This is a genomic window from Streptomyces sp. NBC_01363 (assembly GCF_026340595.1).
Classification (GTDB): Bacteria; Actinomycetota; Actinomycetes; order Streptomycetales; family Streptomycetaceae; genus Streptomyces.
In genome coordinates, this window is the sequence record NZ_JAPEPF010000001.1 from 4183424 (window position 1) to 4197117 (window position 13694).

General features: G+C 68.8%; 10 protein-coding genes. 7 read left to right on the top strand and 3 right to left on the bottom strand.

Features of this window, described 5'->3' with window-relative positions:
* Positions 1-72: 72 nt before the first annotated feature.
* From metH to OG611_RS19275, 3 genes are all read left to right on the top strand, one after another.
* A complete protein-coding gene (metH, locus tag OG611_RS19265) occupies positions 73-3585 on the top strand; it encodes a methionine synthase (protein ID WP_266421606.1) in 3513 nt (1170 codons plus the stop codon).
* Positions 3586-3705: 120 nt separating this feature from the next.
* Positions 3706-4407, top strand: a complete 702-nt coding sequence (locus OG611_RS19270; RefSeq protein WP_266421609.1) for an HAD family phosphatase — start codon at positions 3706-3708, stop codon at positions 4405-4407.
* 365 nt (positions 4408-4772) lie between these two features.
* Positions 4773-6374, top strand: coding sequence for an ABC transporter substrate-binding protein (locus OG611_RS19275; protein WP_266421612.1), 1602 nt, complete (start codon positions 4773-4775; stop codon positions 6372-6374).
* Positions 6375-6430: 56 nt separating this feature from the next.
* Here OG611_RS19275 and OG611_RS19280 read toward each other — a convergent pair whose 3' ends face one another.
* A complete protein-coding gene (locus OG611_RS19280) occupies positions 6431-7102 on the bottom strand; it encodes a response regulator transcription factor (RefSeq protein WP_148833656.1) in 672 nt (223 codons plus the stop codon).
* A gap of 26 nt (positions 7103-7128) precedes the next feature.
* Complete coding sequence (locus OG611_RS19285) at positions 7129-7974, bottom strand: PD-(D/E)XK nuclease family protein (RefSeq protein ID WP_266426031.1); 846 nt, start codon at positions 7972-7974, stop codon at positions 7129-7131.
* A 171-nt stretch (positions 7975-8145) separates the two neighbouring features.
* On the opposite strand from OG611_RS19285, the gene OG611_RS19290 reads away from it, so the two are divergent.
* The 3 genes from OG611_RS19290 to OG611_RS19300 all read left to right on the top strand — a co-directional run bounded on the left by OG611_RS19290 (position 8146) and on the right by OG611_RS19300 (position 11181).
* Positions 8146-9396 (top strand): site-2 protease family protein, encoded by a 1251-nt coding sequence (locus OG611_RS19290; protein WP_266421616.1) that lies wholly within the window; start codon positions 8146-8148, stop codon positions 9394-9396.
* 61 nt (positions 9397-9457) lie between these two features.
* Positions 9458-10363, top strand: coding sequence for a tRNA (adenine-N1)-methyltransferase (locus OG611_RS19295; RefSeq protein ID WP_124718703.1), 906 nt, complete (start codon positions 9458-9460; stop codon positions 10361-10363).
* Between the two features lie 239 nt (positions 10364-10602).
* Positions 10603-11181 (top strand): hypothetical protein, encoded by a 579-nt coding sequence (locus OG611_RS19300; protein WP_266421621.1) that lies wholly within the window; start codon positions 10603-10605, stop codon positions 11179-11181.
* Between the two features lie 39 nt (positions 11182-11220).
* Here OG611_RS19300 and OG611_RS19305 read toward each other — a convergent pair whose 3' ends face one another.
* Positions 11221-11532, bottom strand: a complete 312-nt coding sequence (locus OG611_RS19305; protein WP_266421625.1) for a ferredoxin — start codon at positions 11530-11532, stop codon at positions 11221-11223.
* A 241-nt stretch (positions 11533-11773) separates the two neighbouring features.
* Here OG611_RS19305 and arc point away from each other — a divergent pair, with 241 nt between their 5' ends.
* The gene (arc, locus tag OG611_RS19310) at positions 11774-13540 is read left to right on the top strand and encodes a proteasome ATPase (RefSeq protein WP_266421628.1); all 1767 of its coding nucleotides are present in this window, start codon (positions 11774-11776) and stop codon (positions 13538-13540) included.
* Positions 13541-13694: the final 154 nt, after the last annotated feature.

The window sequence follows — 13694 nt, forward strand, 5'->3', positions numbered from 1 at the left end:
GCTACGCTGGCCTGGTGCGCCTTCCACCGAAGACGCAAAGCCGACAGCCGTCGCATCCCAGGGAGTACATCCATGGCCTCGTCGCCGACCCCTTCCGCCGACAGCCGGAACCGAGCCGAAGCCCTCCGCGAGGCGCTCGCCACCCGTGTAGTGGTGGCCGACGGCGCCATGGGCACCATGCTCCAGGCACAGGACCCGACCCTCGAGGACTTCCAGAACCTCGAGGGCTGCAACGAGATCCTGAACGTCACCCGCCCCGACATCGTGCGTTCGGTGCACGAGGAGTACTTCGCCGTCGGCGTGGACTGCGTCGAGACGAACACCTTCGGCGCCAATCTGGCGGCCCTGGGCGAGTACGACATTCCCGAGCGGGTCTTCGAGCTCTCCGAGTCCGGCGCGCGCATCGCCCGCGAGGTCGCCGACGAGTTCACCGCCTCCACCGGGCAGCAGCGCTGGGTGCTCGGCTCGATGGGCCCGGGTACCAAGCTGCCGACGCTGGGCCACGCCCCGTACACCAGGCTCCGCGACGCCTACCAGCAGAACGCCGAAGGCATGATCGCCGGTGGCGCCGACGCCCTCCTGGTCGAGACCACCCAGGACCTGCTCCAGACCAAGGCCTCCGTCATCGGCGCGCGCCGCGCCCTGGAGGCCACCGGGGCCAACCTCCCGGTGATCTGCTCCGTCACCGTCGAGACGACCGGCACCATGCTGCTCGGCTCCGAGATCGGCGCGGCGCTCACCGCCCTGGAACCGCTCGGCATCGACCTCATCGGCCTGAACTGCGCCACCGGCCCGGCCGAGATGAGCGAGCACCTGCGCTACCTCGCCCGTCACTCCCGCATCCCGCTCTCCTGCATGCCCAACGCCGGCCTCCCGGTGCTCGGCAAGGACGGCGCGCACTACCCGCTGTCCCCGGCCGAGCTCGCCGACGCGCAGGAGACCTTCGTCCAGGAGTACGGCCTCTCGCTGGTCGGCGGCTGCTGCGGTACGACTCCGGAGCACCTGCGCCAGGTCGTCGAGCGGGTCCGCGGTGTGGCCGTCACCTCCCGCACCCCGCGCCCCGAGCCGGGTGCCGCCTCCCTCTACCAGACCGTCCCGTTCCGCCAGGACACCTCGTACCTCGCGATCGGCGAGCGCACGAACGCCAACGGGTCGAAGAAGTTCCGCGAGGCCATGCTCGAAGCCCGCTGGGACGACTGCGTGGAGATGGCCCGTGACCAGATCCGCGAGGGCGCGCACATGCTCGACCTCTGCGTCGACTACGTGGGCCGTGACGGTGTGGCGGACATGGAGGAGCTGGCCGGCCGGTTCGCCACCGCGTCCACGCTCCCGATCGTGCTGGACTCGACGGAGCTGCCCGTGCTGCGGGCCGGCCTGGAGAAGCTGGGCGGGCGTGCCGTCCTGAACTCGGTCAACTACGAGGACGGCGACGGTCCCGAGTCCCGGTTCGCCAAGGTCACCGCGCTGGCCGTGGAGCACGGTGCCGCGCTGATCGCGCTGACCATCGACGAGGAGGGCCAGGCCCGCACCGTCGAGCACAAGGTCGCCGTCGCCGAGCGGCTGATCGCGGACCTGACCGGAAACTGGGGCATCCAGGAGTCGGACATCCTGATCGACGCCCTCACCTTCACCATCTGCACCGGTCAGGAGGAGTCCCGCGGCGACGGCATCGCCACCATCGAGGCGATCCGTGAGCTGAAGAAGCGCCACCCCGACGTGCAGACCACGCTGGGCCTGTCCAACATCTCCTTCGGCCTCAATCCGGCCGCCCGCGTCGTGCTGAACTCCGTCTTCCTCGACGAGTGCGTCAAGGCCGGACTCGACTCCGCGATCGTGCACGCCTCCAAGATCCTGCCGATCGCCCGCCTGGAGGAGGAGCAGGTCAAGGTCGCCCTCGACCTGATCCACGACCGGCGCGCCGAGGGGTACGACCCGCTGCAGCGGCTCATGGAGCTGTTCGAGGGCGTCAGCACGAAGTCGATGAAGGCGGGCAAGGCCGAGGAGCTCCTGGCCCTGCCGCTCGACGAGCGGCTCCAGCGCCGCATCATCGACGGTGAGAAGAACGGCCTGGAGAACGACCTCGACGAGGCGCTGCGGACCCGCCCGGCCCTCGACATCGTCAACGACACCCTCCTGGAGGGCATGAAGGTCGTCGGCGAGCTCTTCGGCTCCGGCCAGATGCAGCTGCCCTTCGTCCTCCAGTCCGCCGAGGTCATGAAGACCGCGGTGGCACACCTCGAACCGCACATGGAGAAGTCCGACGCCGAGGGCAAGGGCACCATCGTCCTGGCCACGGTCCGCGGCGACGTCCACGACATCGGCAAGAACCTCGTCGACATCATCCTGTCCAACAACGGCTACAACGTCGTCAACCTCGGCATCAAGCAGCCCGTCTCCGCGATCCTGGAAGCCGCGGAGGAACACCGGGCCGACGTCATCGGCATGTCCGGCCTCCTGGTGAAGTCCACCGTGATCATGAAGGAGAACCTGGAGGAGCTGAACCAGCGCAAGCTGGCCGCCGACTTCCCCGTCATCCTCGGCGGCGCGGCCCTCACCCGGGCCTACGTCGAGCAGGACCTCCACGAGATCTACGAGGGCGAGGTCCGCTACGCCCGCGACGCGTTCGAGGGGCTGCGTCTGATGGACGCGCTGATCGCGGTCAAGCGTGGTGTCCCGGGTGCGGTCCTGCCCGAGCTCAAGCAGCGCCGGGTGCCCAAGCGCGACACTGCGGTCCTGGAGGTCGACGAGCCGCAGGAGGGCGTCCGCTCGGACGTCGCCGTCGACAACCCGGTCCCCGAGCCCCCCTTCTGGGGCACCCGGGTCGTCAAGGGCATCCAGCTCAAGGAGTACGCGTCCTGGCTCGACGAGGGCGCCCTCTTCAAGGGCCAGTGGGGGCTGAAGCAGGCGCGCGCCGGTGACGGACCGACGTACGAGGAGCTGGTGGAGACCGAGGGCCGCCCGCACCTGCGCGGCTGGCTCGACAAGCTCCACACCGAGAACCTCCTGGAAGCCGCCGTCGTCCACGGCTACTTCCCCTGCGTGTCCAAGGGCGACGACCTGATCCTGCTCCACGAGGACGGCTCCGAGCGGACCCGCTTCACCTTCCCGCGCCAGCGCCGAGGCCGGCGGCTCTGCCTCGCGGACTTCTTCCGCCCCGAGGAGTCCGGCGAGCGGGACGTGATCGGTCTCCAGGTCGTCACCGTCGGCTCGAAGATCGGCGGCGAGACCGCGAAGCTCTTCGAGGCCAACTCCTACCGCGACTACCTGGAGCTGCACGGCCTGTCCGTACAGCTGGCCGAGGCCCTGGCCGAGTACTGGCACGCCCGGGTCCGCTCGGAGCTGGGCTTCGGCGGCGAGGACCCGTCCGACGTCGAGGACATGTTCGCGCTGAAGTACCGGGGGGCGCGCTTCTCCCTCGGCTACGGTGCCTGCCCCGATCTGGAGGACCGGGCGAAGATCGCCGAGCTGCTCCGGCCGGAGCGGATCGGGGTGCATCTCTCGGAGGAATTCCAGCTGCATCCGGAGCAGTCCACCGACGCGATCGTCATCCACCACCCGGAGGCGAAGTACTTCAACGCGCGGTAAGACGATGTTCAACGCGCGGTAGCAGGACAAGTCGTACACTTGTCGGCCCAGTGCAGGCCGGTCGCCCTTCCCACGGGAAATGGCGGCCGGCCTTCTCGTCCCTTACGGAAGGTGTGCCGGATGACCAGCACGGTCCCCGCGTCCTTGACCCGCACGGCCGAAGGCGCCGCGCTCCAGGCCGTCCTCCTCGACATGGACGGCACTCTCGTCGACACCGAGGGGTTCTGGTGGGACGCGGAGGTGGAGGTCTTCGCCGAGCTCGGTCACCGGCTCGACGAGGCCTGGCGGGACGTGGTGGTCGGCGGGCCGATGACCCGCAGCGCCGGCTACCTCATGGACGTCACCGGCGCGGACATCACCCTCGACGAACTCACCGTGCTGCTCAACGACCGCTTCGAGAAGCGCATCGGCCGCGGGGTGCCGCTGATGCCGGGCGCTGCCCGGCTGCTGGCCGAACTGGTCAGGCACGACATCCCGACGGCCCTGGTCTCCGCCTCGCACCGGCGGATCATCGACCGGGTGCTGGAATCGGTGGGCCGTCACCACTTCGCGCTCACCGTCGCGGGCGACGAGGTCTCCCGTACGAAGCCGCACCCGGAGCCCTATCTCACCGCCGCTTCCGGCTTCGGCGCGGAGCCCGAGCGCTGTGCGGTCATCGAGGACACCGCGACCGGTGTCGCGGCCGCGGAGGCGGCGGGCTGCCGGGTGGTCGCCGTACCGTCCGTCGCTCCCATCGCCCCCGCGTCCGGCCGGGTGGTCGTGCGTTCGCTCGAAGAAGTCGATCTCGCCTTCCTCCGGGGACTGGTCACGGGAACGCGTTGATCCGCGTACCGAGAGTGTTTCTGTGAATGAACGGAAAAGCCCTCGGCGGCGAATGGTGCATTTTCTGTCGCGCGTAAGTGTGGGAATGCCGGGCGTGCGATAAGGGATTCGAACGGTCGACGCGTGAGCTTTCTCACCCGAATGCGCTTCGGAGGGTTTTCGAGATCACCCGGTGTGCCCGTTTTGGGGCATTGGAATGTCCCGGTTCATTCTGATATCTACGAAACCCTTCCGACGCGTGAAAGCGGCTCGCCGTTCATTCCCATCACCATCTGATTACGCGCGGGGACTTCTCCGGTCCGGCATTGCCGACGACGCCTACTAATGTCGCTCTCTCCATGCCCGGATGAGGGAGAGCGTCCAAGATGAACCGCAAGACTCTGGTGCTGCCGGCCGTCGTCGGCCTGCTCGCACCCGCACTCGCCGCCTGCGGCGCGTCGGGCGACGGGAGCGATGGCAAGGGCGCCATCGTTGTCGGCACCACGGACCAGTTCGTCGCCTCGAAGGACAGTCCCGCGCCGCTCGATCCCGCCATCGGCTACGAAGCCGGCGTGTGGAACGTGCTCCGGCAGACCGTGCAGACCCTGGTGCATGTGCCGCGCGGCGGCGGCGAGCCGGTGCCCGAAGCCGCGGAGAGCTGCACCTTCACGGACACGCAGAACGAGAGCTACCGCTGCAAGCTGCGCAGCGGTCTGAAGTTCGCCGACGGCAAGGCCATGACCGCCGACGACGTGAAGTACTCCATCGACCGCGTCATCCGCATCGATGCCGCCAACGGGCCCGTCGCCCTGCTCGACAACATCGACACGGTCGAGACACAGGGCGAGCGGGAGGTCATCTTCCACCTGCGCGCGCCGGACGCCACGTTTCCGTACAAGCTCGCCACCCCGGTCGCCGGGATCGTGCCGCGGAGCCAGTACGCGGCGAAGTCCGCGCGTACCGGATTCCAGGTGGACGGCTCCGGCCCGTACACCATGAAGCCGGAAGTCGAGCACAATCGGATCGTCAAGGTGCTCTTCACCAGGAACCCTCACTACAAGGGGGACCTGAAGGTACGGAACGAGAAAGTCGAGCTGGACGTCTTCCCCGACCCGGCGGCCATGGGCAAGGCCCTCGACAACCAGAAGATCGACATGATGACCCGCACCATGTCGCCCGAGCAGTCCCAGCAGATGCTCGAAAAGCCCAGGGACGGCATCAAGCTCACCGAGATGCCCGGCCTCGCCATCCATTTCCTGGGCTTCAACACCAACGACCCGGCCGTGAAGAACAAGGCCGTCCGCCAGGCCATGGCCCAGGTCGTCGACCGCGGTGAAATCGCGAGCAAGGTGTACGGCACCACGGCCGAGCCGCTGTACTCGCTGATCCCGTCCGGCATCACCGCGCACGCCAACTCGTTCTACAACAAGTACAGCGAACCCAGCACCACGAAGGCTGCGGCGATCCTGAACACCGCAGGCGTCGACACCCCGGTGAAGCTCACGCTCCACTACCCGACCGACCGTGCCGGCGCCGGCACCGCCGCCGAGTTCGGAACACTGAAGAAGCAGTTCAACGACACCGGACTGTTCGATGTCACTGTCCAGGGAAGCCCCTGGGCGAAGTACCGCCCGGCACAGCTGCGCGGCGACTACGCCGTCTACGGCATGGGCTGGTTCCCCGACTTCCCGGACCCCGACAACTTCACGGCGCCGTTCCTCGACAGGAACAACTTCCTCAACTCGCCCTACAAGTCGGCGCCGGCCCAGAAGACGCTCATTCCGCAGTCCCGCCGCGAGAGCGACCGCAGCGCCTCGACCAAGACCTTCCAGCAGATCCAGGACATCGTCGCCGACGACGTACCGGTACTACCGATCTGGCAGGGCAAGCAGTACGTCGCCTCCCGCGAGGACCTCACCGGTGTCGAGTGGGCGGTCAACTCCTCCGCGGAACTCCAGCTCTGGGAGCTGGGCGACGGCCGCGACTGAGCACGGACGGCGCCCCCGGCCGCACCTGGCCGGAGGCGCCGCTCTCCCCGCTCCGCTCACTGGGCGCCGGGGCGCACCAGACCGCTCTCGTACGCGTACACGGCGGCCTGCACCCGGTCGCGCAGTCCGAGCTTGGTCAGCACATGGCCGACATGGGTCTTGACCGTCGTCTCGCTGACGAACAGATCCGCGGCGATCTCCGCATTCGACAGACCGCGTGCCACCAGCTTCAGCACCTCGACCTCGCGGTCGGTCAGCGTGTGCAGCGTGTCGGGCACCGGATCCTCGCCGGACGGCAGATGGTCCGCGTACTTGTCGAGGAGCCTGCGGGTGATGCTCGGTGCGAGCATCGCCTCGCCCGCCGCGACCACCCGGATGGCCTGCACCAGCTCATTGGCCGGAGCGTCCTTCAGCAGGAAGCCGCTGGCGCCGGCGCGCAGCGCCTCCACCACGTACTCGTCGAGATCGAACGTCGTCAGCACCAGCACCTTCGCCGGACCGTCGCGGCCCGGCCCGGTGATCTGGCGCGTCGCCTCGACGCCGTCCATCCGCGGCATGCGGATGTCCATCAGCACCACATCGGGCTGCAGCGCCCGCACCTGGTCGAGAGCCTGGAGACCGTCACCGGCCTCACCCACCACCGCGAGATCGCCTTCCGCCTCCAGAATCATCCGGAAGCCGGTGCGCAGCAGGGGCTGGTCGTCGACCAGTAGGACGCGGATAGCCACAGAGTCTCCTTCACGGTCCTTCGAGTTCACGGTCCTTCGAGGGCCACAGGCCGGCCGGCCTCGGCGCGGACCGGATCCATTCTGCCCTGCACATCCTGCTCCGGCTCCGCCGGGCGGACCGTCAATGGATAGACCGGGGGAGTACCGCCGAATTCGGAACAGACCGACCGGTGGTCGCACCAGCCACAGAGCTTCGTCGGCCGGGGCCGCCACTCGCCCGTCTCCGTGGCCAGCCGGATCGCGTCCCACAGCGCCAGCAGCTTGCGCTCCACCCGCTCCAGATCCGTCACCACCGGGTCGTACGTCAGGATGTCCCCGCTGCCGAGGTAGACCAGCTGGAGCCGGCGCGGCACCACACCCTTCAGCCGCCAGATCACCAGGGCGTAGAACTTCATCTGGAAGAGCGCGCCCTCCGCGTACTCCGGGCGCGGCGCCTTTCCCGTCTTGTAGTCGACGATCCGGACCTCGCCCGTCGGCGCCACGTCGATCCGGTCGATCACCCCGCGCAGCCGCAGTCCCGACTCCAGCTCCGTCTCGACGAAGAGCTCCCGCTCGGCGGGCTCCAGACGCGTCGGATCCTCCAGCGAGAACCACCGCTCCACCAGGCCCTCCGCCTCCGAGAGCCAGCGCGAGAGCCGCTCGCCCCCGGTATCCTCGGCGAACAGCTCCGACAGCTCCGGCTTCGACTCCAGCAGCCGGTCCCACTGGGCGGGGATCAGCGCCGTGGCCCGGCCGGCGGTGCGCTCCACCGCCGGATTGTCGAAGAGCCGCTCCAGCACCGCATGCACCAGCGTGCCCCGGGTAGCCGCCTCGCTGGGCTTCTCCGGCAGTTTGTCGATGACCCGGAAGCGGTACAGCAGCGGACACTGCATGAAATCGCTCGCCCGCGACGGCGACAGGGACGAAGGCGGCTGAGCGGGCCGCGGCAGGGAGGTCATGTCGAAGACCCTACGGCCCGCTACTGACAGCGGGCGGCATACCATCGACCACACAGCCTCGAACACTGCATGATCGTGCCGTAGGGCACCGACCGAAGGGACCCCGTGGACGAGAGCGGCGACAGCGGGCGGCCGCAGCCCGGTGCAGGGGGAACGCCCCCTGGCGCCGGCCCCGACAAGGGTGAACCGCAGCGCCCCGAAGAGCCCGGAGGCGGCATTCTCATGGGCCGCCCCTTCGGCGTGCCCGTGTACGTCGCGCCCAGCTGGTTCCTCGTGGCCGCGCTGATCACCTGGGTCTTCGGCGGTCAGCTCGACCGGGTGCTGCCCGAGCTCGGCACGGCGCGCTATCTGGTCGCGCTCTTCTTCGCGATCGCCTTCTACGCCTCCGTGCTCGTCCACGAGCTCGCCCACACCGTCGTGGCGCTGCGCTACAAGCTGCCGGTGCGCCGCATCCAGCTCCAGTTCTTCGGCGGCGTCTCCGAGATCGAGAAGGAGTCCGAGACCCCGGGCCGCGAATTCCTGCTCGCCTTCGTCGGACCGCTGCTCTCCCTGGTGCTCGCGGGCGTGTTCTACGTCGGGATGATGTTCGTCGCGCCCGGCACCGTGCCCGGTGTCCTGCTCGCCGGGCTGATGGTCTCCAACCTCCTGGTGGCCGCCTTCAACCTCCTCCCCGGCCTCCCGCTGGACGGCGGGCGCATGCTCCGCGCCGTCGTCTGGAAGATCACCGGACGGCCGATGAGCGGCACCGTCGCCGCCGCCTGGGTCGGCCGCGCCCTCGCCGTCATCACCCTGATCGGCCTGCCGCTGCTCACCCACACCGGGACCTTCGGCAACGACCCCGGCGACCTCAGCGGCATGGACACCATCACCGACGCCCTGCTCGCCGCCATCCTCGCCGCGATCATCTGGACCGGAGCGGGCAACAGCCTGCGCATGGCCCGTCTGCGCGAACACCTCCCCGAGCTGTGCGCCCGCACGCTCACCCGGCGCGCCGTCCCGGTGGAGGCCGCCACCCCGCTCTCCGAGGCCCTGCGCCGGGCCAACGAGGCGGGCGCCCGAGCCCTCGTCGTCGTCGACGGACACGGCGAACCGAAGGGCATCGTCCGGGAAGCGGCCATCGTCGCCGTGCCGGAACATCGCCGCCCCTGGGTCGCCGTCAGCGGTCTCGCCCAGGACCTCACCGAAGGCATGAAGGTCTCCGCCGAGCTGTCCGGCGAGGCACTCCTGGACAGGCTCAAGGCCAGCCCGGCCACCGAGTACCTCGTGCTGGAGGAGACCGGTGAGATCTACGGCGTCCTCTCCACCGCCGACGTCGAACGTGCGTTCGTCGCCGCCCTGGCCAGGCCGGCCGCCTGACCGCCGGAGTCCGCCCCGGGCCCGCGGTCGGAGCCCCGGGAATCACCGGTACGCTGGTCACATGTCTGAACCGACCGGTGCCGCCCGCCGACGCGGGCCCTTCAAGGTCGGGGACCAGGTCCAGCTCACCGATCCCAAGGGACGCCACTACACCTTCACGCTCGAGGCCGGAAAGAACTTCCACACCCACAAGGGTTCTTTCCCGCACGACGAGCTGATCGGTGCCCCCGAGGGCAGTGTTGTCCGAACCACGGGAAACGTCGCCTATCTCGCGCTGCGCCCCCTGCTCCCCGACTACGTCCTGTCCATGCCCCGCGGCGCCGCCGTGGTCTACCCCAAGGACGCGGGGCAGATCCTGGCCTTCGCCGACATCTTCCCCGGCGCCCGTGTCGTGGAGGCCGGCGTCGGCTCCGGCTCGCTCTCCACCTTCCTGCTGCGCGCCATCGGCGACCAGGGCATGCTGCACTCCTACGAGCGCCGCGAGGACTTCGCCGAGATCGCCCAGCAGAACGTGGAACGCTACTTCGGCGAACCGCACCCGGCCTGGCAGCTCACCGTCGGCGACCTCCAGGACAACCTCTCGGACACCGACGTCGACCGCGTCGTCCTCGACATGCTCGCCCCCTGGGAGTGCCTGGAGGCCGTCTCCAAGGCGCTGGTGCCCGGCGGCATCCTCTGCGCGTACGTCGCCACCACCACCCAGCTCGCGCGGACCGTCGAGTCCATCCGCGAGATCGGCTGCTTCGCGGAACCGCAGCCCTGGGAATCGATGATCCGCAACTGGCACGTCGAGGGCCTGGCCGTCCGCCCCGACCACCGCATGATCGGTCACACCGGCTTCCTCGTCACCGCCCGCCGCCTGGCCGACGGTGTGGAGGCCCCGCTGCGCCGCCGCCGCCCGGCCAAGGGTGCCTACGGCGAGGACTACGACGGTCCCGGCAGCCAGAGCGGCTCCTCCCGCGGCTGACCGCGCAACGCACCGGCGCCGCCGTCGAGTTCCCGGACCGACCCGGGAACTCGACGGCGGCGCCCTTTCGTTGCCGGGAGGACACCGTCCTCGCCGGCCGGGCAATCCGTACCGACCCCACCGTTCCGCTGTTCTGTGAGGTGTGGCACGATGCTGGCCACCCACGCCGCCGCACCAGTCCCACCGGCGCCGCCCACCCCGGCATCCTCGAACCACAGGAACCACAGGAGACATCCCGCGTGCAGACCTCCGAGCTCCCGGACCTCGCGCACACCGACACCAAGCCGCTGCACTGGCTCGCCACCGCGGCGGCCATGGCCGCCGTCGTCGCGGCCGCAGGCCTGCTCCAGCCGGACCCCGCGGCCTCTGCCTCCACCTCTCACCGCACCACGGCGCAGCACGGCACCGCGAACGTCACCGCCCCCGATCCGGCACGGGCGGACTTCCCCCTGGAATGCGGCGGGCTGGAGAGCGCCGTGGCCAAGCAGGCCACCGGCGACCTCGACGGCGACGGCCGCCCCGAGACCGTCGCGGTGGTCCGCTGCGCGGCCGGCTCCGGGACCCCGCCCAGCGGCGTCTACGTCCTCACACGCGGAAGCGGGGCCGCACCGCGGGTCGTGGCGACCCTGGTGGACCCCGCCCAGGAGATGAGCGTCGGCGATTTCGCGGTGAGTGACGGAGTCATTTCGGCCACTCTGCTCGGCTACTCCTCGGACGCGGTGGCGCGCTGCTGCCCCGACCAGCAGGAGCGGGTCACCTGGCAGTGGAAGGGCGGCGCGTTCGTCCGCGCCACCCAGGCCGCTCCGAGCAGCGCCTGACCGGTCACCGAGGGTGACCGGAGGCCCGTGGCAGCCGGATCAGGCGGCCTCGGGGCCGTACACCTCGACGCTGTCCGAAACGCGACGTACGTGGATGCAGTCGCCCGGACACTCCTTGGCCGAATCGACGACGTCCTGGAGGAGCGGCAGCGGAACGGGCGTCGTCGCGCCCGCGTCCTGCAGCAGCTCGTCGTCCGCGCTCTTCACATAGGCCAGACCGTCGATGTCCAGCTCGAACACCTCGGGCGCGTACTGGACGCAGATGCCGTCTCCCGTGCAGAGGTCCTGGTCGATCCAGACCTCCAGGTCCTGTGCGTCGCCGCCGTTGGGAGCGTCCTGCTGCACGGTCATTTCTCCTGCCGTTCCCTGCGTATCCGAACCAAAAGAAGCCAACCCTGACGGGTGTTGAACGGTTCGACGATACAACCGGCCGCTTTCCGATGTTGAAGGGTGGGTATTCCCCTGACACGAGGGGGAACGCAAGGGTGAAGATCGGACACGCCCCGCAGTCTTTGTGATCTAGGGGTTTCAATCATCACCCACCCAGGTAGGGTCAGGAAGCGTCCAGCTCCCCTTGGAGGAGGTGAGGACCGTGGCAGCCCACGACGACGACATCAACCGCGGCATCCGGCCCGGGCGGGGGTCCGAAGACCCAGCCGGCCAGGTCGCCTATCTCGAGCAGGAAATCGCCGTCCTGCGACGTAAGCTCGCCGACTCTCCGCGCCATACGAGGATTCTCGAAGAGCGGATCGTCGAGTTGCAGACCAACCTGGCAGGCGTGTCCGCACAGAATGAACGGCTCGCCAACACATTGCGCGAGGCCCGCGACCAGATCGTGGCCCTCAAGGAAGAAGTCGACCGGCTCGCACAGCCGCCGGCCGGTTTCGGTGTGTTTCTGCAGGGCAATGAGGACGGCACCTGCGACATCTTCACCGGGGGCCGGAAGCTCCGGGTGAATGTCAGCCCCAGTGTCGAGCTCGACGACCTCCGGCGCGGCCAGGAAGTCATGCTCAACGAAGCGCTCAACGTGGTCGACGCCATGGAATACGAGCGGGCCGGGGACATCGTCACCCTCAAGGAAATCCTCGAGGACGGCGAGCGGGCCCTGGTCATCGGGCACACCGACGAGGAACGGGTGGTGAGGCTCGCCGAGCCGCTGCTGGACATCACCATCCGCCCCGGCGACGCCCTCCTGCTCGAACCCAGGTCCGGCTACGTCTACGAAGTGGTCCCCAAGAGCGAGGTCGAAGAACTCGTCCTCGAAGAGGTACCGGACATCGACTACGACAAGATCGGCGGCCTGGGCGACCAGATCGAACTGATCCGGGACGCGGTCGAGCTCCCCTACCTCCACCCCGACCTCTTCAAGGAACACGAACTGCGTCCGCCGAAGGGCATCCTGCTCTACGGTCCGCCCGGCTGCGGCAAGACACTCATCGCCAAGGCCGTCGCCAACTCCCTTGCCAAGAAGGTCGCCGAGGTCACCGGCCAGCCGGCGGGCAAGAGCTACTTCCTCAACATCAAGGGTCCGGAGCTTCTCAACAAGTACGTCGGCGAGACCGAGCGGCACATCCGCCTGGTCTTCCAGCGTGCCCGTGAGAAGGCGAGCGAGGGCACCCCCGTCATCGTCTTCTTCGACGAGATGGAGTCCCTCTTCCGCACCCGGGGATCCGGCGTCAGCTCGGACGTGGAGAACACCATCGTCCCCCAGCTGCTCGCCGAGATCGACGGCGTCGAGGGCCTGGAGAACGTCATCGTCATCGGCGCCTCCAACCGCGAGGACATGATCGACCCCGCGATCCTGCGACCCGGCCGCCTCGATGTGAAGATCAAGATCGAGCGCCCGGACGCGGAGGCCGCGAGGGACATCTTCGCGAAGTACCTCACGCCTTCGCTGCCCCTGCACGCGGACGACCTCGCGGAGCACACCGGCTCCAAGGAAGCCGCCGCGCACGCCATGATCCAGTCCGTCGTCGAGCGGATGTACACCGAGTCCGAGGAGAACCGCTTCCTCGAGGTCACGTACGCCAACGGCGACAAGGAAGTCCTGTACTTCAAGGACTTCAACTCCGGCGCGATGATCCAGAACATCGTCGACCGGGCCAAGAAGATGGCCATCAAGGCCTTCCTCGACCAGGGCCAGAAGGGCCTTCGCGTCTCCCATCTCCTCCAGGCGTGCGTGGACGAGTTCAAGGAGAACGAGGACCTGCCGAACACCACCAACCCGGACGACTGGGCCAGGATCTCCGGCAAGAAGGGCGAGCGGATCGTCTTCATCCGCACGCTCGTCACCGGAAAGCAGGGCGCGGACACCGGTCGCTCCATCGACACGGTGGCGAACACCGGGCAGTACCTGTAGAACGCGGACAGGCTGCGGATGCCCGGCCGGGCATCCGCAGCCGGTTGCTTTCGGTCCAGCTCGCGCGACACCGCAGCAATGACGCAATTGATCTCCCCACCAGCACAGAGGCGCTCTAGGCTCTTGCGTACCGCCCGGTCGCGCAGTGCGTGGA

Excerpts from the sequence above, each read along its gene's own strand:
- OG611_RS19285 (WP_266426031.1), bottom strand. The coding sequence starts at position 7,974 with ATGCAGTGTCCGCTGCTGTACCGCTTCCGGGTCATCGACAAACTGCCG.
- OG611_RS19270 (WP_266421609.1), top strand. The coding sequence starts at position 3,706 with ATGACCAGCACGGTCCCCGCGTCCTTGACCCGCACGGCCGAAGGCGCC.
- OG611_RS19305 (WP_266421625.1), bottom strand. The coding sequence starts at position 11,532 with ATGACCGTGCAGCAGGACGCTCCCAACGGCGGCGACGCACAGGACCTG.
- OG611_RS19275 (WP_266421612.1), top strand. The coding sequence starts at position 4,773 with ATGAACCGCAAGACTCTGGTGCTGCCGGCCGTCGTCGGCCTGCTCGCA.
- OG611_RS19295 (WP_124718703.1), top strand. The coding sequence starts at position 9,458 with ATGTCTGAACCGACCGGTGCCGCCCGCCGACGCGGGCCCTTCAAGGTC.
- metH (WP_266421606.1), top strand. The coding sequence starts at position 73 with ATGGCCTCGTCGCCGACCCCTTCCGCCGACAGCCGGAACCGAGCCGAA.